At 36.6% G+C, this 20821-nt stretch carries 21 protein-coding genes and 5 tRNA genes; 24 read left to right on the forward strand and 2 right to left on the reverse strand.

All coding sequences use genetic code 11. From position 1 onward, the window contains the following. Position 1 precedes the first annotated feature (1 nt). The 9 genes from trkA to AAA071_RS01160 all read left to right on the forward strand — a co-directional run bounded on the left by trkA (position 2) and on the right by AAA071_RS01160 (position 4493). Positions 2-1342 (forward strand): Trk system potassium transporter TrkA, encoded by a 1341-nt coding sequence (trkA, locus tag AAA071_RS01120; protein WP_008713810.1) that lies wholly within the window; start codon positions 2-4, stop codon positions 1340-1342. A 12-nt stretch (positions 1343-1354) separates the two neighbouring features. Next, on the forward strand, positions 1355-2842 hold the full coding sequence (locus AAA071_RS01125) for a TrkH family potassium uptake protein (protein WP_195213235.1): 1488 nt from the start codon (positions 1355-1357) through the stop codon (positions 2840-2842). 15 nt (positions 2843-2857) lie between these two features. Then, positions 2858-3454 carry an MBL fold metallo-hydrolase gene (locus tag AAA071_RS01130; protein ID WP_021148086.1) on the forward strand — a complete coding sequence of 199 codons (597 nt, stop codon included), beginning with the start codon at positions 2858-2860 and terminating at the stop codon, positions 3452-3454. A gap of 50 nt (positions 3455-3504) precedes the next feature. Further along, a tRNA-Asp gene (locus tag AAA071_RS01135) sits at positions 3505-3580 on the forward strand. A 5-nt stretch (positions 3581-3585) separates the two neighbouring features. Then, positions 3586-3661: transfer RNA gene (locus tag AAA071_RS01140), tRNA-Phe, on the forward strand. Positions 3662-3668: 7 nt separating this feature from the next. After that, positions 3669-3743, forward strand: a tRNA-Gly gene (locus AAA071_RS01145). A gap of 9 nt (positions 3744-3752) precedes the next feature. Continuing rightward, a tRNA-Cys gene (locus AAA071_RS01150) sits at positions 3753-3827 on the forward strand. A gap of 14 nt (positions 3828-3841) precedes the next feature. Further along, positions 3842-3930: transfer RNA gene (locus AAA071_RS01155), tRNA-Leu, on the forward strand. Positions 3931-4037: 107 nt separating this feature from the next. Then, positions 4038-4493, forward strand: a complete 456-nt coding sequence (locus AAA071_RS01160) for a 2-thiouracil desulfurase family protein (protein ID WP_004693200.1) — start codon at positions 4038-4040, stop codon at positions 4491-4493. Positions 4494-4587: 94 nt separating this feature from the next. On the opposite strand, the gene AAA071_RS01165 is transcribed toward AAA071_RS01160, so the two are convergent. Then, entirely contained in the window at positions 4588-6420 is a 1833-nt protein-coding gene (locus tag AAA071_RS01165) for a phosphoethanolamine transferase (protein ID WP_024061797.1), read from the reverse strand. Positions 6421-6589: 169 nt separating this feature from the next. Between AAA071_RS01165 and AAA071_RS01170 the strand changes: the two genes are divergently transcribed. The 13 genes from AAA071_RS01170 to AAA071_RS01230 all read left to right on the forward strand — a co-directional run bounded on the left by AAA071_RS01170 (position 6590) and on the right by AAA071_RS01230 (position 17645). Further along, positions 6590-7315, forward strand: coding sequence for a segregation and condensation protein A (locus AAA071_RS01170; protein ID WP_024061798.1), 726 nt, complete (start codon positions 6590-6592; stop codon positions 7313-7315). Between the two features lie 12 nt (positions 7316-7327). Next, positions 7328-7837 (forward strand): SMC-Scp complex subunit ScpB, encoded by a 510-nt coding sequence (scpB, locus tag AAA071_RS01175; protein ID WP_004693207.1) that lies wholly within the window; start codon positions 7328-7330, stop codon positions 7835-7837. A gap of 1 nt (position 7838) precedes the next feature. Continuing rightward, a complete protein-coding gene (locus AAA071_RS01180) occupies positions 7839-8567 on the forward strand; it encodes a pseudouridine synthase (protein WP_004697430.1) in 729 nt (242 codons plus the stop codon). After that, positions 8564-9811 carry a BaiN/RdsA family NAD(P)/FAD-dependent oxidoreductase gene (locus AAA071_RS01185; RefSeq protein ID WP_024061799.1) on the forward strand — a complete coding sequence of 416 codons (1248 nt, stop codon included), beginning with the start codon at positions 8564-8566 and terminating at the stop codon, positions 9809-9811. Before AAA071_RS01180 ends, AAA071_RS01185 begins: the two co-directional genes overlap by 4 nt. 8 nt (positions 9812-9819) lie before the next feature. Then, complete coding sequence (gene cmk, locus AAA071_RS01190; protein WP_004693214.1) at positions 9820-10503, forward strand: (d)CMP kinase; 684 nt, start codon at positions 9820-9822, stop codon at positions 10501-10503. Continuing rightward, positions 10496-11116, forward strand: coding sequence for a lysophospholipid acyltransferase family protein (locus AAA071_RS01195; protein WP_008600814.1), 621 nt, complete (start codon positions 10496-10498; stop codon positions 11114-11116). Before cmk ends, AAA071_RS01195 begins: the two co-directional genes overlap by 8 nt. After that, the gene (locus tag AAA071_RS01200) at positions 11107-13005 is read left to right on the forward strand and encodes a bifunctional 4-hydroxy-3-methylbut-2-enyl diphosphate reductase/30S ribosomal protein S1 (RefSeq protein ID WP_008600816.1); all 1899 of its coding nucleotides are present in this window, start codon (positions 11107-11109) and stop codon (positions 13003-13005) included. Before AAA071_RS01195 ends, AAA071_RS01200 begins: the two co-directional genes overlap by 10 nt. A 113-nt stretch (positions 13006-13118) precedes the next feature. Beyond that, positions 13119-14453: a ribosome biogenesis GTPase Der gene (der, locus tag AAA071_RS01205; protein ID WP_008600817.1), complete on the forward strand. Its 1335-nt coding sequence runs from the start codon at positions 13119-13121 to the stop codon at positions 14451-14453. Then, positions 14453-15049, forward strand: a complete 597-nt coding sequence (plsY, locus tag AAA071_RS01210; RefSeq protein WP_004693220.1) for a glycerol-3-phosphate 1-O-acyltransferase PlsY — start codon at positions 14453-14455, stop codon at positions 15047-15049. Before der ends, plsY begins: the two co-directional genes overlap by 1 nt. A gap of 3 nt (positions 15050-15052) precedes the next feature. Beyond that, positions 15053-16051, forward strand: coding sequence for an NAD(P)H-dependent glycerol-3-phosphate dehydrogenase (locus AAA071_RS01215; protein ID WP_004693223.1), 999 nt, complete (start codon positions 15053-15055; stop codon positions 16049-16051). A gap of 67 nt (positions 16052-16118) precedes the next feature. Further along, positions 16119-16670 (forward strand): 16S rRNA (guanine(966)-N(2))-methyltransferase RsmD, encoded by a 552-nt coding sequence (gene rsmD / locus AAA071_RS01220; protein ID WP_004693225.1) that lies wholly within the window; start codon positions 16119-16121, stop codon positions 16668-16670. A 4-nt stretch (positions 16671-16674) separates the two neighbouring features. Then, positions 16675-17166, forward strand: coding sequence for a pantetheine-phosphate adenylyltransferase (gene coaD, locus AAA071_RS01225; protein WP_004693226.1), 492 nt, complete (start codon positions 16675-16677; stop codon positions 17164-17166). 11 nt (positions 17167-17177) lie between these two features. Further along, positions 17178-17645, forward strand: coding sequence for a hypothetical protein (locus AAA071_RS01230; protein WP_004693228.1), 468 nt, complete (start codon positions 17178-17180; stop codon positions 17643-17645). Positions 17646-17811: 166 nt separating this feature from the next. Here the strand turns inward: AAA071_RS01230 and AAA071_RS01235 are convergent, their stop codons facing one another. Beyond that, entirely contained in the window at positions 17812-19527 is a 1716-nt protein-coding gene (locus AAA071_RS01235) for an Rqc2 family fibronectin-binding protein (RefSeq protein WP_195213234.1), read from the reverse strand. Between the two features lie 127 nt (positions 19528-19654). On the opposite strand from AAA071_RS01235, the gene AAA071_RS01240 reads away from it, so the two are divergent. Together AAA071_RS01240 and remA are read left to right on the forward strand one after the other, a co-directional pair. Beyond that, the gene (locus AAA071_RS01240; protein WP_008600822.1) at positions 19655-20536 is read left to right on the forward strand and encodes a YicC/YloC family endoribonuclease; all 882 of its coding nucleotides are present in this window, start codon (positions 19655-19657) and stop codon (positions 20534-20536) included. A gap of 14 nt (positions 20537-20550) precedes the next feature. After that, positions 20551-20820, forward strand: coding sequence for an extracellular matrix/biofilm regulator RemA (gene remA, locus AAA071_RS01245; protein ID WP_004695657.1), 270 nt, complete (start codon positions 20551-20553; stop codon positions 20818-20820). The last annotated feature ends 1 nt before the right edge of the window (position 20821 follow it).

Below are 20821 nucleotides of genomic sequence, written 5' to 3' on the forward strand. Positions count from 1 at the left end.
AATGAAAATAGTCATTGTAGGTGCTGGTAAGGTTGGTTATTCATTAGCACAACGACTTATTCAAGATGATCATGATGTATATGTCATCGACCGTTCTCCAGAACGCATTCATAATCTTGAAAATACGTTAGATGTTAGTCTAGTTCTAGGGAATGGCAGTGATGTTCAATTATTGAATGAAATCGATATGTCTGATGTTGGTATGTTTATTGCTGTTACTGATTCAGATGAGGTTAATATGCTATCCTGTTCGGTAGCTAAAATAAAAGGTGTTCCTACGACTATTGCACGCGTTCGCGATAATAGTGTGGCGGAACATATGGATGAGGAGATACGAGCTCAATTAGGTGTTGATCTCTTCATCAATCCTGAAATGGTTACAGCTCAAGAGTTATTACGAATTTTAGAAACACCATCAGCTATAGATGTTGAGGAGTTCGGACAGGGTGCTGTGCGCCTTATGGAATTTAAATTGAATAATGAATTTCCTCTATTAGGACAGCCATTAAAAGAGATTCGCTTTCCTGAAGGTGTTCTGTTAGTTGGTATTTTACGCTATGGTGAAATGATTATTCCTCATGGTGAAAGTCGATTACAGGCTGATGATAGTGTATTTTTCCTAGGTTTGAAAGAGTCCGTTTCTGAAGTAGAGAACCTTTGGTTCCATAATTATAATACATTCTATAAACGGGCTGTCATTATTGGGGCAGGTCTCTTAGGTCGGAACTTAACTGTATTACTAGAAAAAGCTGGTTTTTCTGTGAAGGTTATTGAAAAAGACTTTGACCGTTGTGAGAACCTGGCAAATCAAGTGGATAAAGCCATGGTTATCAATGGAGATGGCACTGATTTTGATTTGCTCGAAGCTGAGGAAATTGCTGATAGCGATGTAATTATTGCTCTAACTGATGACGATAAACTTAATTTACTAGTAGCACTCGTAGGTAAGCATATGGGCATCCCTAAAACCGTTGTTCGTGTGGGACGGCCGGAATATATTATGCTGATGGAGCAAGTAGGTATTGACGTTGTATTTTCTCCACGTTTATTAACAGCAAGTCAAATTTTGCGCTTTGTACGAAGTGGAGAAGGGGTTGTATCTATTTCCACCTTTGAAGGTGGTAAAGCTGAATCTATCGAGATTGAAATTACCAATGAATCGCCTGTGGCGGGTAAACAATTAAAAGATATACGTTTACCTGGGAAGGCCTTGGTAGGTGTAATTTTACGGGAAAATGAAGCTATCGTACCTCGTGGTAATACTCAAATTTTAGATGGTGATCATATCGTTCTCTTTACATTACCTGAATCGGTAAGCAAATTGCTTAAATATCTTACTTAGTAAGGAGGGGCTATGCGAATTCAAATCGTTATGTCCTTAGTGGGTCGACTACTCTATATATTTGGGGTTTTTACTTTAATCCCTTTTATATACAGTGTTGTGTTTGAAACTGCATATTGGTCATTCCTTATAACTACAAGCCTTTCTTTAGTTTTGGGGACGCTTTTATCTTATTACGGTTGTGAAAGTCAAAGCTTTAGTATTCGTGATGGGTTCTTAGTTGTATCCTCTACTTGGATATTCACGGTTATTTTGGGGGCTTTACCTTTTTTGGGGAGTGGCATATTGACTAATGTTTTTGATGCTTTATTTGAAGCCACTTCGGGTATTACTGCAACTGGTGCAACTATTATTTATAGTGTTGATGCGTTACCAAACACATTTGTATTGTGGCGTGGTCTTATGCACTGGGTTGGAGGGATGGGGATCATCGTCCTTATCTTATCATTTTTAAAGAATTTAGGAGCAGATGCAGCACATTTCTTTAATGCAGAGGCATCTGTACCAAAGCCTGGCGTTGTAATGCCGCGTATTCAATCAATGGCCACCAAGCTTTGGCAGTTGTATATTGCCTTTACTGCTCTTTGCTTTCTTATGCTGTGGGCTGGCGGCATTGAACCTTTTGATGCGTTAAACTATGCCTTTTCTATTATTGCCACAGGTGGATTTGCACCGACATCAGCAGGGGCTTTTATTTATGAACAAAGCAATTATATTTGTTTCGTATTTATATTCTTTATGTTTCTTGCTGGTGGCAATTTCTCTGTGTATTACAATGCACTTCAAAAAGGAATTCGCGTTTTAATTAATGATTTTGAAACACGTATGTACTGGCTTGTAGTGTTTATTGGTATTGCCATTGTATCAATATCTCTAGCATTACAATCTAGCTATTCTAGTCCTTTAGAGATTGTTAGAAATGCTGCCTTTAATTTAGTTTCGCTTCAAACTGGTAGTGGTTTTGCTATTAGTGATTATGATTTGTGGCCTGCTGCAGCACAGATGATGTTATTTATTTGTACATTTTTTGGTGGTTGTAGTGGTTCTACAACGGGCGGTGTAAAAATTATACGACTTATTATTTTGATTAAGAGTTCTATAATTTATCTGCGAAAATCAATTCATCCTGATATGGTTCAAGTAGTACGTATTAATGGCAAACCGATGCCTACTAAATGGATCCAGATGACACATCAATTTTTATTTTTATATTTAATGATTTATGTGGTATCTGTTTTTCTAATGACTTGTACTGGTCTTAATACATATGATTCTATGCAAGTGGTTACGGCCTTTCTTAGCAATATAGGACTAGGGTTTGGTGGCTTTGGTCCTACTGACTCCTTTAGTGTTATGCCGGATACTGCTAAATGTATTGCTATTGTAGACATGTTACTAGGTCGTTTGGAGTTATTTACGATTTTAGTTATGCTTCACCCTCAGTTTTGGGAAGGGTATTTTATTAAAAAAGAGGTTCCTAAACGATATCGTATTCTATAGAAGGGCGGGAACTATATGGAAGTTATAAAACGTCCTCTAGGGCTTTATAAAGCAAATTGTTATGTGCTTATCAAAGAGGGAAAATCTATAATTATTGATCCGGGCTTTCATTGTAACCACATTATTGATATGGTTGCAGATTCTGAACCCATAGCAGTTTTATTGACACATGGTCATTGTGATCATGTGTCAGCCTTGGATGAAGTGTGTACACATTATAATATTCCCGCTTATTTACATCCTTTAGATCAAGAGTTGTTACAGTTAATTCGACGGAGACCAAGTGTATATAAGAAAAAAATGTATACACATTGTAATGATTTAGTAGAGGGGCAATTAAATTTAGATCCTTTTGATATATTAGTTCATCATACACCTGGGCATAGTGCGGGATCGGTTTGTTTAGAAATTGAAGGGTATCTATTTACTGGTGATACCTTATTTAAGCAAAATGTGGGAAATACAGATAATTATAAAAGTGATCCAGCTGATTTGATTAAGAGTTTGAAATATCTTTTAACCTTGTCCAAGGATTTGATTGTTGAGCCAGGACATAGGGAATCTACCATATTAAAAAATGAGGAAGAATTTATTAAAAATATTGTAGTATAGTGTTGACAAAAGTCCTGATAACCGATATACTAAGCAAGTACTTTGGTTACGGCCCCGTGGTGTAGCGGTTAACATGTCGCCCTGTCACGGCGAAGATCGTCAGTTCAAATCTGATCGGGGTCGCCATTTATGCCTCGGTAGCTCAGTTGGTAGAGCAACGGACTGAAAATCCGTGTGTCGACAGTTCGATTCTGTCCTGAGGCACCATTTATATGCGGGAATAGCTCAGCGGTAGAGCACCGCCTTGCCAAGGCGGGGGTCGCGAGTTCGAATCTCGTTTCCCGCTCCAATTTTATATGGCGGCATAGCCAAGCGGTAAGGCAGAGGTCTGCAAAACCTTTATTCCCCAGTTCGATTCTGGGTGCCGCCTCCACAATCGTTACCCATGCCGGGGTGGCGGAACAGGCAGACGCAACGGACTTAAAATCCGTCGGTTGGAAACAACCGTACCGGTTCGATTCCGGTCCTCGGCACCAATTAAGACTAACTTTGGGTTAGTCTTTTTTTCTTATATACAATTAAAACGATTTGTGAAAATTATTACTATAAGTTACGTATAAATATATAAGAGATAGATAAATCTATGAATAAGAAACCTAAGTTATTAATTAGTGAATGCCTATTTGGTGTACCTTGTCGATATGATGGCAAAGACAATTATATAGAAACGATAGAGGCTCTAAAGGAATATTATGAATTAGTACCTGTATGTCCGGAAGTGTTAGGGGGACTTAGTACGCCTCGTGATCCTGCGGAGCGGCAGGGTGAACGTATATGTACTGTTAATGGAGCTGATGTTACCGATGAGTTTGTAAGAGGTGCTCAATTAACAGTTGATATTGCACTAAAATATGGTTGCAAGCAAGCTTTGATGAAGGCGAAAAGTCCTAGCTGTGGATATAAGCGCATTTATGATGGAACTTTTACTAGAACAATGAAAAATGGCCATGGATGTACTGTAGAGGCTCTACTTGAAAAGAATATAACAATTTATACTGAAAATGATATAGAGCTTTTACTTGCAGAAAAAAAGAGATGAGTTTAACTCATCTCTTTTTGATTATATCAAGTTATTTTACTGGTAAAATAACTCAATATAATAGAAAAATAATGGCTACAATATTAATTAAAGACTACTTGTTTGCATTAACAGGATCATTTGCTAATGGTTGTTCACCAAGTAATGTAGTTAAGTTATGTAGATTAAATCGATATTGAGCATTACTAAAATCTCGTGTTGCATCATATCGTTGACTTGGAGCATGCATGAGACCAACTAATGTATCGTATAGCAAATCATTAGTAAAGAATTGATGCTCGTGTTTTGCAAGTACCTCAGCAGTCTGTGGATAGGTTGAGCGATATTGTGGAGATAGGTATACCCAGAATGGAATATGTGTCATAACAAAATCAAATGTATCAGGGTTATGCGATTTGTCTAAACTTTCACCGTGATCGGAGAAATACACCATGGCTTGTAGGTTTAATTTGTCTTTGCCATAATTGTAAATTTGTTGTAATAACCAGTCTGTGTATAATTGGCTGTTAGCATATGCTTCTTGACCATCAGGATACGGACCTTGTTTCCACTTGCTAAATTCATGAGGGTAACGGTCATTGTAATAAATATGACTACCCATAATATGTATAACGATAAAGTTGTTTTTGGTAGGATCTACAGTTTCTAATAATGGCAATAGAGCTTCATCATATCGATCTGAGAATGCATAAGATTCATGGGCCCATTTTGTTGTGTCTGCAGTCTTAGCCATTAATGAAATAGCTGTATCATATTCACCGAATACACCTTGATTGCTAAACCAAGAAGTCGTGTATCCCGCTTTTTTAGCAATATCTAAGATATTGGCTGAATCAAGAAATGGTTTATCATCATATTGATTTCGTTCAGATAGTGCACGCTCCAAGGTTGGTACTGTTTGTACGTACGATGAATAGGCATTATCAAAGAAGACAAAGTCTTTATTGTCCGAACGCATATTGCCTTGCCATGGAGTATCGTCATATGGGAAGTTTGGATTATATACTTTCATATAATCTCGAGAACTAGATTCTCCAATGACTAGAATAATAGTACCAGGTGTTTTGTTCACCGCTGTTTCCTTTGTGTCTAAATTAAAGGAATCAAATACTAAGTGGTGATTATCATTATATTGTTGCATTTGTTTTACATAATCGCCTGCAGCAATCCAGTTCGCCACAATACAGGTTTGTGGGAACAAAAAGAATGGTACATATACTAAAAAAGCTACAAGGGATGCGATAAGCATAGCTGAGCGCATAGGGCGTGTAGTATTTAAGTTTACTACTGCTTTCATCCCTAAGTTAGACCAGTACAATAAATAAGTCCATAAGATAAGACCAATACTTATTGTTATAAGACCAGGTATTCCAGCTGCATTCTTTAAAAAACCAAATGCTTCTTCTGGATTGGTCATATATACGGCTAGCAGACTGGCTGGCGTTAAGCAATGCCAAGTAGTCATGTAATAGCCAATTTGTAAGAATGGTATTAAGCTCAAGATCATGGAAATGATAGCCATGATTAAGGATGTTGTTTTATGGAAGCGATTTGTTTGGTTCAGTAAAAACTGAATGCCTGATAATCCCATGAAAATTAATAAGCCAAATAAAAAATCATTAGCAAATTCATAGAAGTATAATGGCTTCACATAGGACCAATGGAATAAAAGAGGAAAGGTAAGTGCCCATAAGATTCCGACTAGGCCATACCCTAAAAAAGGCCTGTGGAAAACGGTACACCCCATAAAATATTGAAATAAAAAGGTACCTACAATTGTTGGTACAGCTAAAATCGTAATATCCTCTACATCAAGCCCTAAGGTTATGGGCTCATAAATTAAAAATAAGATGATATATAAAACAATACCTATAATACCAAAGCGAAAAATTGGATTTCGCCCAATTTGCCTCACACTCGATGACATAATAAATCCTCTCTAAAAGGAATACACAATAACGTATCTTTTTTTAATATAAAATAATTACAATAATAAAGATAGCAGATGAGTGTAAAAAAAACAATTATTTGAAAGTACTACTATAAATGCTTTATAATTATATAGTTAAAAACATTTTTTCTGAGGATTGGGTTTTATGGGAGATTATAACTACAAGTTGGACGTTTTTGAAGGTCCCCTTGATCTGCTCTTGCATCTCATTGAAAAACATAAAATAGAAATTACCGATATTCCTATCGTTGAAATAACGAGTCAATACTTGGCATATCTAGACAATTGGAACCATTTTGATATTCATTATAGTAGTGAATTTCTTGTTATGGCATCTACCTTATTACAGATTAAATCACGCATGTTATTACCTAAGGCTGAACCTGAGCCTGATGAAGCAGAGGATCCACGTGACGAGTTGGTAGCAAAATTAGTAGAATTTAAGAAAATTAAGGATATTACATCTCTATTAATGGAGCGTACCGCTGTATCTGCGAATATATTTAGTCGTCCTGAAGAAACGAGTGTGCTTGGATTAGATAGTGTATATAATTTGGAACTTTCACAGTTATATCAAATTTTTTATCAAACTATAAAACGGGCTAAAGAGTTACCAGAAGAAGAGACAATTCGTGAGGTAAAGGTTGAAAAGGATACGTATAGTTTAGAGGACATGATTATATCCTTGTCTAGTCGTATACATCGTGGCGAATGTCTATATTTTAGGGAGTTATTAGTAGCAATTGATACGAAAAGTGGTATGGTAACTATCTTTATGGCTGTTTTAGAATTATTAAAACAACAAGTTATGGAAATGCGCTATGAAGATGATGATATTATATTCACTGCTACCTTAGAGAGGGCCGTGTAGAAAGGGGGCCATATGAGCTTACCAACGATGCATTTAGAAGCCGTTTTGTTTTCATCGGCAAAGCCTATATCGATAGATATGTTAGCAGAAGTGTTTGGGCTTTCCACAGAGGCGACACAAAAATATATAGAAGAATTACAACGAGAACTAGAAGAACAGAATCGAGGTATTCGAATACGTATATCTGGAGCTGGTGTTGAATTAGTAAGCGCTGTTGAATGTGCTGATTATGTTGGGCATATTCGTAAAAGAGAAGATAAATTATCTAATGCGGCTATGGAAACATTAGCTGTTATCGCCTATAAGCAGCCTATTACAAAGGCTGAAATCGAAGAGGTGCGCGGTGTAAATAGCGATAAAATTATAAAACAATTATTAACTCGATCTCTTATAGCTGAATTAGGTCATAAGGATACTGTAGGTAGACCGATTCTATATGGCACGACTGATGAATTTTTGAGAAGTGCTGGTGTAGAATCGATAGAAGCCTTACATCAAGAAGTTTCGGAAACAGAAGGATAGCATGGAACGATTACAAAAATATATTGCCAGTTGTGGTATTGCATCACGGCGTAAGGCAGAAGAACTAATTACAGAAGGTAAAGTACAGGTCAATGGTCGCAAGGTAACCGAATTAGGGGTCAAAATTAATCCACAAAAAGATAAGGTTAAGGTTAATGGCCAATTATTGGCTCAAGAGAAACCAGTATATTATTTGTTAAATAAACCAAAGGGTGTCATTACATCTGTGTCTGACCCTCAAGGTCGAGAAACAGTTTTAGATTATATAAAAAATGAAACGAAACGAATTTACCCTATTGGTCGTCTCGATTTATATACAGAAGGTTTGTTACTGCTTACGAATGATGGAGAGTTGGCACAAAATCTAACGCACCCATCTAAAGGCGTGGAAAAGACTTATGAAGTTCGCATCAAAGGTCGTGTTCGCGATGATGATTTACAAATTATTGCAAATGGTGTAGAGCTTGAAGATGGTATAACTGCACCTGCGACAATTGTAGATTTAGGTTTTGATGATCATAATGGTGTACATGAAGTAGAAATTACAATTCATGAAGGTCGTAATCGTCAAGTTCGTCGTATGTTTGAACACTTTGGCTATCGTATTCATAATTTAAAACGTATTGCGTATGCTGGTCTTACTTTAGGTGGTGTGAAACGAGGCGCTTCTCGTCAACTAACAATTCGTGAAGTAAAAGCGCTAAAAGCATTGGGGACAGATAAGGCATGAAGCAAATCATAGTCATTGGCGGTGGTGCGGCAGGTCTAATGGCAGCTGTTATAGCAGGCCGTGAAGGAGCACGCGTCATCTTATTGGAAAAAATGAATATGGTTGGCAAGAAAATGGGCATTACCGGTAAAGGTCGCTGTAATATTACGAATAGTGCAGATATGACCGAATTTATAAAAAATACGCCTGGTAATGGTAAGTTCTTGTACGGTGCCTATGAACGCTTTAGTAATGAAGATCTTCTGGACCTTTTGCATAGCTGGGGGTTAAAAACTAAAGTAGAACGTGGGGGACGAGTGTTTCCTGAATCCGATTCTGCATTAGAAGTTCGCAATATCTTTATGAAAATCCTAAAAAAGTATAATGTTCAAGTTCATTTAAATGAACCTGTTACATCGATTACTGTACAGGAAAATCGTGTAGTTGGTGTTACAACGGATAAGGAACAATATGCTTGTGATGCTGCTATTATTTGTACTGGTGGTGCATCTTATCCATTGACAGGCTCTACTGGTGATGGTTACGTTTTAGCCGAAAAAGTGGGACATACTATTACTGATATTCGTCCATCCTTGGTTCCTATCGTTACAAACGAAACGTGGGTAAAGGAAATTATGGGGCTTAGTCTTCGTAATGTTGAGGTTTCCGTAATTTCTAAAAGTAAGGTACAAGCAAAACAATTTGGGGAAATGATGTTTACTCATTTTGGTCTTACGGGGCCTACAATTTTATCATTAAGTCACACGGTAGGTAAGTTGCTTCGTAAGAAAAATCCTCAAGTTACCATTGAAATTAATCTTAAACCTGCTTTAACTGCAGAAGTATTGGATAAGCGCTTGCAAAAGGATTTTGATTTATACTCTAAAAAACAATTGTCTAATGGGATGAAGGATTTACTACCTGTTAATCTTATTCCCATTGTTATAAAGCTTGCTGAGTTAAATCCGGCTAAACCAATTAATCAAATTACAAAGGAAGAGCGTTTGCGCTTATGCCATGTATTGCAACATATGACAGTAACTGTTAAGGAATTACGACCTGTAGCGGAAGCTATTGTTACAGCAGGTGGTATTTCATTAAAAGAATTTAATCCTAAAACTATGGAGTCTAAATTGATTGGTGGTTTATATGGTGCTGGTGAAGTACTAGACATAGATGCTTTTACAGGAGGCTATAATTTACAAGCTGCCTTTTCCACAGGCTATGTGGCGGCTATGCATGCCGTACACGGTGATAAAGAATAGAGGTTATTATGAACACTAAAAAAATTGCCATTGCTATTGATGGTCCTGCTGGGGCTGGTAAAAGTAGCATTTCTAAAGTAGTGGCCAATGAATTAGGGTATTTATATATCGATACAGGTTCCATGTATCGCGGTGTTACATGGGCAGTTCTTGATAGTCAAATCGATGTTAAGGATCAAGCTGCTGTAGAAGCTTTATTACCTTCTTTAAATTTGACTTTAGAGCCTACTGCAACAGCATGCAAGGTCTATATTAAAGGGAAAGATGTTACATCATTAATTCGCCAGCAGCAAATTAATGATAATGTATCGACTATAGCTTCTTATAAAGGGGTTCGACAATATTTGGTAGAACGCCAACAAGAGATGGCCGCCGTTGGGGGAGTTATATTAGATGGACGTGATATCGGTTCTGTCGTATTACCTAATGCAGAGCTAAAAATTTATTTAACCGCTTCTGTAGATGCGCGTGCAAAACGTAGATGGTTAGAAGTACAAGGTACATCAAACGAGCAAACACTAGATGAAATTAAAAAGAATGTTGTTAGTCGTGATGAAATGGATAAAAATCGTGAAGAGTCTCCACTTGTATGCGTTGAAGATGCAGTAGTTGTAGACTCTAGTAATATGAATTTCGATGAAACTGTGGCATATATATTGAATTTAGTACAGGAGACAATCAATCATGAATAAATTTTCTACCTGGTTATGGCGTACCGCTTTTTGGCTTCGCTATAAGGTAGGGTATGGGTTGAAAGTATATGGTCGCGATAATTTTCCAATGGAAGGGCCTGTTATCGTGGTGCCTAATCATTTAAGTAATAACGATCCCCCTATCTGCGGCTATGCTTTGCCTAGACATGTACACTTTATGGCTAAACAAGAATTATTTGTGAATCCCATTTCACGTTTTTTTTGTACATGGCTTGGTGCATTTCCGTTAAATCGCGGTGCTATTGATAAAGTTGCTATTCGTCATGCCATGGGACTACTTAAAGACAATAAGGTTTTAGGCATATTTGCAGAAGGAAACCGTCAAAAAAGTGGTAAACTTGGTAGATTCCATGATGGTGCAGCATCAATTGCTCTTAGAACAGGTGTTAGCATAGTGCCTGTTGCTATCATTGGCTCTCACAATATGGAACGTAATAAAGTGGCTTGTATTATTGGTAAACCAATCCCAGTTGAAAAAGCTAAAGCGACTCCAGAAGCAATTCAAAAAGTAAATGATAGTGTTAAAAGTGAAATCCAACGAATGATAGATTCTTATCATAACAATTGTATAGAGGAGACTTTATGGAAATAATTTTGGCTGAAAACCATGGTTTTTGCTATGGTGTAAAACGGGCTGTCGAAATGGCAAATGAAGCTGCAAATAGCGATGGTAAAAGCTATACATTAGGACCTATTATTCACAATCCTCAAGTTGTAGGTCGTCTTGAAGATAAAGGGGTAAGCCCTGTTCAAGAAGTGTCTGATATCGCTGAAGGCACAATGATTATTCGCTCTCATGGTGTAGGACCTGCTATTTATGAAGAGGCAGAAGAAAAAGGATTACATGTTGTGGATGCCACATGTCCACATGTAAAAAAGGCACAGCAAGATGCAAAGTCTGTTATAGATGAAGGTATGACTTTGGTGATTTTGGGAGAAAAAAACCATCCTGAGGTCAAAAGCATTAATTTATGGGCAAATAACGAAGGAATAATCATCGAAGATGAAGAATCCGCTCAAAAACTACAAGTTGTGGAAAAAATGGGCGTTGTTGTACAAACAACCTTTTCACAATTCAAATTTAACAGTATAATAGACATATTAGAGAAAAAATCTAAGAATCTTAAGGTTTTCAAAACGATATGCAATGCAACGCAAGAACGACAGAATTCTGCCGTTGATTTAGCACGTAATGTAGATCTTATGATAGTGATAGGCGGTAAGAACAGCGGCAACACAAACCGATTGGCAGAGGTTTGTCGTGACGTTGGATGTACAACGTATCACATTGAAACTTCTACTGAATTACAACTGGAATGGTTTAACCGAGTACAGACGGTAGGAGTAACAGCAGGAGCATCGACTCCCGACTGGATTATTAAGGAGGTCATTGAGACAATGAAAGATTTTGCAGAATTATTAGCAGCCGAAGGTCAAGAAGAATTTAAGAAAGGGAACGTTGTAGAAGGTACAGTAGTTCAAGTCGAAGATGAACGAGCTTATGTATCTTTTGGCTACAAAACTGAAGCCATTTTGAACAGAACTGAAATTTCTTATCCAGCACCAGAATCTGCCAAAGATGTGTTAAAAAATGGTGATGAAATTAAAGCAGTTATCATGAATCACATCAAAGAAGATAATCCTATTTATCTTTCCATGACTCGCTTGGCTAAAGATGAAGATTGGCAATATGTTATCGAAGCACAAGAAAAAGATGAAGCTATCGTATGTAAAGGTATTGATGCTATCCCAGCAGGTTTAGTAGTAACAGTTAAATCTCTTCGTGGTTTCATTCCATTGTCCCAAGGTGATGTTCATTTCGTGAAATCCTTGGACAACTTGGTTGGTACAGAATTTGAAGCTAAAGTACTTGAAATCGATGAAAAGAAAAACCGTTTGGTTCTTTCTCGTCGTGCAGTATTGGAAGTGGAACGTCAAGCTAAATTAGCTGAAGCATTGAAAAATATCAACGTTGGCGAAAACTATAAAGGTATCGTTCGTAAAATTATGCCTTATGGTGCATTCGTAGATATCGGCGGTATTGAAGGTTTACTTCACATTTCCGATATTTCTTGGCAAAAAATCAAAAAAGTGGAAGATGTTCTTTCCGTTGGCCAAGAAATCGAAGTTAAATTACAATCTTTCGACGCTGAAAGCAATAAATTATCCTTGTCCTTAAAAGCTTTATCTAAGAGCCCATGGGACGTTGCTGAAGAAACATTGCATGTTGGCGATGTTATTAAAGGCAAAGTTGTTCGTTTAGTAGCTTACGGTGCATTCGTAGCTGTTAATGACGACATCCAAGGTTTACTTCACATTTCTCAAATTACAAAACAACGTAATGCGAAAGTTGAAGATTACTTGAATCGTGGTCAAGAAGTTGAAGTTAAAATCATTTCTCTTAACAAAGATGAAAAGAAATTGGGTTTGGCTTTGACTGAATTGATGGAATCAAAAGAAACTGCAGAAGACGCTGAATAATTCATTGTCTAATATAAGGCTAGCCAAGGTTTCCTTGGTTAGCCTTTTTGCGTACTTTACTTAGTATATGATAAAATATAGTAATGTATTAGATTAGATAATGAGGTGAAACTATGGCAAAACCATTAGTGGCTGTTGTAGGCCGTCCAAACGTAGGTAAATCTACACTTTTTAATGCCATTGTTAATAAACGTATCTCTATCGTTGAAGATATTCCTGGTGTGACAAGGGACCGTATTTACTTCGATGCAGAGTGGTTAAATCGTGAGTTTACAATGATCGATACTGGTGGTATCGAGTTCATTACTGACAATAGTCATGTTATTCCTAAGATGATGCGACTACAAGCGGAATTAGCAATTGAAGAAGCAGATGTAATTCTATTTGTCGTTGATGGTAAACAAGGTATTGTACCTGCTGATGAAGAGGTCGCAAATATTCTTAGAGCTAGTGGAAAACCTGTTGTACTCGTAGTTAATAAGATTGATAGTGTAAATCAAGAACCGAATATTTATGAATTTTACAATCTTGGTTTGGGGGACCCCATTGGTATTTCCGCTAAAAATCTTATGAATTTAGGTGATCTATTGGATGATACTGTAAAACATTTTCCTCCAGTAGGTACTAATGTAGATGATGAAGATACTATTCATGTTGCTATTATAGGTCGTCCAAATGTGGGTAAATCTTCTTTGACTAACGCATTGTTAGGACAAGATCGTGTAATTGTATCTGATGTAGCAGGTACTACTCGAGACTCTATTGATACGTATTGGACTCATGAGAATCAAAAGTTTGTACTTATTGATACAGCAGGTATGCGTCGTAAGTCTAAAATCGAAGAAGCTGTTGAACGATATAGTATTGTTCGTTCTTTGCGATCAGTAGATCGTGCTGATATTGTAGTTCTTGTACTAGATGCTCAAGATGGTGTTACAGAACAAGATAAAAAAATTGCAGGTTACGCTTACGAAGCGGGTAAAGGCGTAGTCATTGTTGTTAATAAATGGGATCTTGTTGAAAAAGATGATAAAACTACATTGCGTTTTACTGAAGATATTTATGATGAATTAGGTTTCTTGCAGTTTGCACCTATCCTGTTTGCTTCGGCTTTAACTAAGCAACGTATTCATCGATTAGCTGATATGTTGAAGTTCGTATCTGAACAACAATATCGCCGTGTATCTACGGGGACGTTAAACCAATTATTACAAGATGCACAAACTGTAAACCCTGTGCCGTCTCGCAATGGTAGAATTCCAAAAATTTATTATATGACGCAAGCTAGTGTTAAGCCGCCTACATTCATTTTATTTGTAAATGAACCAGAGCTAATTCACTTCTCTTATATGCGTTTCTTAGAGAATCGATTGCGTGAGTCCTTTGGTTTTGAAGGAACACCGATTCGTTTAGTATTACGTGGCAAGAAACGGGATGATGAAGACTAATGGATATTTTGATTATTGTATATGCTGTATTATCATATCTTATCGGTTCGATTCCTAGTGGATTAATTATAGGTAAGTTTTTCTTTAATACAGATGTACGGCAATATGGCTCTAAAAATATTGGCGCTACTAATACATATCGTGTTATAGGTCTTAAAGCAGCCTTACCTGTATTTCTATGTGATGCTTTAAAAGGGGCAGCAGGAGTAGTGCTACTCTCACCCTATGGGCCTATGTTTATGATCTTAGGTGGTATTCTTGGAATGATGGGGCATAACTGGTCTGTTTTTTTGGGCTTTAAAGGTGGTCGTGGCGTTGCTACGGGTTTAGGTGTACTTATTGCTCTTTCACCAATAGTAGCATTGATTTGCTTTTTGGTATGGGGTGTTATCGTATACTTCACTAAACTTGTATCTTTAGGCTCTATCATTGCCGCTGCATTAGTACCAGTACTGATGTATTTCACTGGAGAATCCTTCTGGTTTGTTGGCTTTGGCGGATTAGCAGCTTTGTTTGTCATTGTACGTCACTGGGATAATATTAAGCGTCTACTTGCTGGAAATGAGTTAAAAGTAGAGCGCATTAAAAAGGATTAAAGAATGAATGTTGTTGTTATCGGCTCTGGTAGTTGGGGGACGGCCCTTGCTATTAAATCCGTTTTAGCTGGAAATACTACAACTATATATTGTCGTCGTCCAGAATTTGCAGATAAACTTGCAAAAGACTTAGAGAATAAAGACTATTTACCAGGTGTAAAACTTCCAGAAGAATTACAATATAGTTCTGATTTAGAGGCCTGTATTAGTAATGCCGAAGTGGTATTAATGGTTACTCCTTCTGTACATGTACGTACCAGTTTAGAGGCTATTAAACCGTATGCTCATAAAAATCAAGCCTATATTCTATGTTCAAAAGGTGTAGAACGAACCAGTGGCAAACTTTTGACGACTGTGATGAAAGAGGTTCTTGCTACCATAGGGTGTAATTTAGCGGTTTTGTCTGGACCTAATCATGCAGAAGAGGTTGGTCGCAACTTACCTGCTGCATCTGTGCTGAGTACTGAAAGCCTAGAGGTAGCTACAACATTGCAAAAGGCATTATGTAGTCAAAATTTTAGAATTTATGCAAATACTGATATGATTGGTGTTGAACTAGCAGGAGCCACGAAAAACATCATTGCCCTTGCAGCTGGTATTGCAGATGGTTTAGCTTTAGGGGATAATTGTAAGGCTTTACTATTAACACGTGGTCTTCATGAGATGACTCGCTTTGGGGTGGCCTTAGGGGCCCAAAAAGAAACCTATGCTGGTCTTGCTGGTATGGGGGATTTGATTGCTACTTGTATGAGCCCACATGGTCGTAACCGTGCGGCTGGTCAAAAACTAGCCGAGGGTAAGACTATGGATTTTATTGTTAATCATACTAATATGGTTGTAGAAGGATTTTTCGCAACAGAAATTATTTATACAATGGCTTGTAAACATCAAATTGAAATGCCTATAACGAAGGCTTTATATGAGGTTTTATACGAAAAAAAATCTCCATCCATAGCATTAGCTGAGTTGATGGGGCGTGATATTAAAATTGAAGTATCATAAATAAAAGATACTTTTAATTTGGTTATTTATATACTATAATTAATGAGTATAATCTTGTGAGGGTTGTATGCGAATTATTGGCGGAACTGCTAAGGGACATGCTATAAAAGCACCTAAAGGATTAGATACTAGGCCTACACTTGATCGTGTTCGTGAAAGTGTATTTAATGTATTAGCCAATAAAGGTATATTTGGTTCTGATATACTAGATATATTTTCTGGCACTGGTGCAGTAGCAATTGAAGCCTTAAGTCGTGGTGCAGCACATGCAGTAGCAGTGGACTTTAAAACGGGAAAACTAATTTTAGAGAATGCTAAACATTGTCGTGTGGATGATCGGTTAGAAATTATTCCGAGGAAACTTTCACAATTAAAAAATTATATAGTAGGGCGACAGTTCGATTATATATTTTCTGACCCGCCATATGAAAATGGATTTATACAAGATACCATAGATTTGGTTGTGAACTATGATTTGTTAAAACCTGAAGGTGTTTTATTATTAGAACATCATAAGGATGAGGTTTTTACCTTACCAGAATCATGGGAATGTATAAAAGAACAGAAATTTGGTTATACGTTGGTTTCCTATTTTGTAAAGACAGCCGAAAGGAGCTAAACCTGTGCGTATAGGTGTATGTCCGGGTAGTTTTGACCCAGTTACTAATGGACATGTTGATATTTTTGAACGGGGCAGCCGATTGGTTGATAAATTAATCATTGCTGTCAGCTCAAATCCGAATAAAAATTCCTTATTTTCTATGGAAGAACGGGTTGAGATGATTCGAAATTCTGTCAAACATATTCCTAATGTTGAAATTGATTGTACAGGTGGCTTACTCAATGAGTATGTTAAATCCAAGAATGCTACTATTATTATTCGAGGATTACGTGCATTGAGCGACTTTGAATATGAATTTCAGCGCGCATTATTTGCAAAATATTTGGATGATGACATTGAAACAGTATTTATTATGACAAATAACAAATACTCTTTTGTCAGCTCCACGGGTATTCGTGAACTAGCTAAATTTGGTGGTAAGCTAGATGGTCTTGTTCCGGATGATGTTAAGGAAAAACTTGAAGAACGCTTTAATACGGTCCATAATAAATAGGGGTGAATTGTATGAAAACAGAAAAATTATTAGAAGATTTAGAGGTTCTTATTGAATCTAGCAGCCGTATTCCTATGACTACAAAACGTATGGTTGAGGAAGACGAAATTATGCGTATTATTGATTCTATTCAGGAATCCTTACCTTTGGAACTTGAAGAATCTCGTCGTATTGTAGCAGATAAAGATAAAGTGTTAGCTGATGCTCAACGTCAGGCTGAAACTTTGATTGATCAAGCTAAAGACTACATTGCTAAATTGACAGCTGAAAGTGAACTTGTAAAACAAGCTCAAGAACAAGCGAATCAAATTATTAATGCAGCAAATCAATCCTCTGATGAGTTGAAAGCTAGTTCTATTCAATATGCTGGTGATGTTCTTAAATATGTTGAAAACAACTTGGAAAAAACATTGGAAAGCTTGCGTCAAAATCGTGAAAGTTTGAAACAAACTGAACAACGTACAGAAGAAAACCAATAGTTTAAACAAAGGCTAGATATCATATTATATCTAGCCTCTTTTTTTATATTTTAAATTCCATAGAAAACTTAAGATAAGTAATATCAATTTTCAGATCAATATGTAAAAAATAATGTGAGCGAAATAATAAACCAAAAATAAAAGCGAAGGGATACCTTCGCTTTTATCATTCTCTATAGTTTTCTGGCTTTTTCGGCTCCACAATCATAGTTTGATGGGTATTAAAAATAACAAATCCCAAAGGAGATCCAGGTGGCTTTTTGATATTTTTAATGTATGTATAATCTACCGGGATCTTACTAGTATCACGAGCTTTACTGAAGTAGGCTGCATATTGAGCTACTTTAGATAGAATCATATCGTCTGGCTCAACATTGAGTCTTAAAATAAGGTGCGAACCTTGGATATCCTGTGTATGGAACCAAATGTCAGTTGGCTTTGCAAATCGGTGTGTTAAATATTCGTTTTGTTGATTGTTACGACCGATGAATATTTCACCTTCATCAATTGTTAAGTGAATGTAGTTAGATTTGCCAAGCTTGTAAGATAGTGGTTTTTTTGATTTTTTTATGATACCTGCATCCATGCATTCTTTGCGTATTTCTTCTAAGCTTTCACGAGTTGTGGCTAAAGAGATGCTGTACAGAATAGATTGTAAGTATGCTAGTTTTGTAGTACTAGCATTGAGTTGGAACTCGCCACTAACCATACGATTTTTTAGTTTTGTATAAAGCTTATAATACCATTGTGCATTTTCAACAATCGTTAAGTTTGGCTTTAAAGGAATCGTTAACATTTCATTTTCTTCGGAAAGAAGATTTTGTAATTCAATAGAAGGCTCATATTGCACTTGAAGGTGTGCATTTATCATTAGAAGATCACCATATAATTTATAGGTTTCCATTTTCTTAGTATCTTCTAATTCATCTTTGATCTTTTGATGGCGACCTTCTTCCTTTTTGATGGCTGCTGTTAAGATTTTTTCTAACTCTTTATCAGCTGTATAAATTGCCTTTGTATTATGAATAGATTCCTCTAAGGCTTCAGAAATAGTGTTGTATTCTTTTAATACCTTATAGTTATGTAATAAAATACTTGTGTAAGCTTTTTTATTGTTATCGTTGACTAAAGTAAATAAACCTTTGCTATTTTCGAGTTTTACCTTGAGGTCGTACAAGGCTTTAGCAAGTGTATCTAGTTGAGAAGTATCTAAATCAGTTATGATTTCTTCACCACTTAATTTGGAAATATATAAAAGCTCATCCAATAAAGGTTTACCAAAACCGTTAAAGATAGCTCGAATAGATTGCTGCACAGAGCCATTACCAAAGGAAGTAAGTAGATTTTTTATTTCATTATTATCAAAGTCCATTAAACTTACGCGATTAGCATTAGGTGGTAAATCATACTGTATTTTTGGACTAATAATACGTTCACGGTTCATGAGAGGGGAGACGTGAATTAAGGATTCTAAAATAATACCGTCTTGTACGAAGATACAGTTGGAATATTTGCCCATTAATTCAATATAAATATATGTACTCGTAATAGAACCGTCCATTTCTAGTTTATCCGTTTGGATACACATGATACGGTCACCGTTGATTTGTTCCACCTTTACGATGCGGCTACCTTCAATATGCTTTCGTAAGAACATGCAAAGTGAGCTTGGTTCTTTTGGTAGATCTTGAAGTGGTTGGCTAAGATACATTGCTGGTGTGGCACCTACGGTAATAATTAAGTTTTGGTCTTCGTTAAGTGCTCGAACTTTAAATAATAATGTAGTTTTATCTATTTGATATAGTTTTTGTATTTGACCTGTTTGTAGTCGCTCGTTTAATTCTTTAGCGAGTACAGACATGGTAAGTCCGTCTAAATTCATAGTACTCCTTTCAAATATATTTAGAAGTATAGTTTAGTATACCATAGTGTACATATAATTCTTAGTATTTAAACACGGATTGTGTAATTCGTGGTACAATAATAAAAACTACTAAGGAGGATGATTTATGAAAAGTATGACCGGTTTTGGTTCTGGCACAGCAACCAAAGATGGCATTACCTGTACGGTAGAAATTAAGTCCGTAAACGCTCGCTTCTTGGATCTGTTTATTCGTAGTCCAAAACAAATGAATCCTTTTGAAAGTACTATTCGTGGAATGATACAAGATCGTATTACTCGTGGTAAGGTTGAGGTATCAGTTTCTATTTTAGATGCAGGGGAGCGACCTAAAACTTTTACTATTAATAGTGTATTGAGAAAACAAATACAAGAGTTGTTGGTACAAGAAGAATTCTATGATGATTCAAAAAAGGTACCTTTACAAGCTGTAAATTCGATTTCTACCGAATGGGTTCAACAACAAGATACACCAATTGCAGAAGATGTTCTATTAGATATTGTGAAAGAAGCTACGACTCAAGCATTAGATGCTTTAATAGCAATGCGAACTGCGGAAGGTCAACATATCAAGCAGGATTTATTAGATCGTATCGATACACTTGAAAAGATCATTACTAAAATTGACACTAATAAATCTGGTGCTGTAGAAGCATATCGCGAACACATAAAAACTAAAATTCAGGAATATTTAGTTTCTTTAGAAGCGAGTATTAGTGAGGATCGTTTTATACAAGAGATTGCTCTATTAGCTGATAAGACGGATATTACGGAAGAGATTGTCCGATTTACCTCTCATGTGGTACAATTAAGAAATACACTTGCAGATACAAACTCAATCGGTCGTAAGGTCGATTTTATTTTGCAAGAAATGAATCGTGAAGTAAATACAATCGGATCCAAAGCAATGGATTCGATTATTACTGAGCTTGTGGTTCAACTTAAATGTGAGTTAGAGAAAATTAGAGAACAAGTACAGAATGTAGAGTAATAGGAGGTCTATGAATGAGTATTCAATTACTGAATATAGGCTTTGGTAATATGGTATCTGCTAACCGTGTTATGGCTATTATTAGTCCTGAATCCGCCCCTATAAAGCGGATGGTTCAAGATGCTAGAGACAAGGGATTGCTCATTGATGCCACATATGGTCGTAAGACACGTGCTGTATTAGTTATGGATAGTGGTCAAATTGTATTATCTGCAATTCAACCTGAAACCGTAGCACATCGACTTGTGCAACATGATGTGGATGTAGATACAGTGGAATCATAGG

It is taken from the genome of Veillonella parvula (assembly GCF_040097785.1).
GTDB lineage: Bacteria > Bacillota > Negativicutes > Veillonellales > Veillonellaceae > Veillonella > Veillonella parvula_D.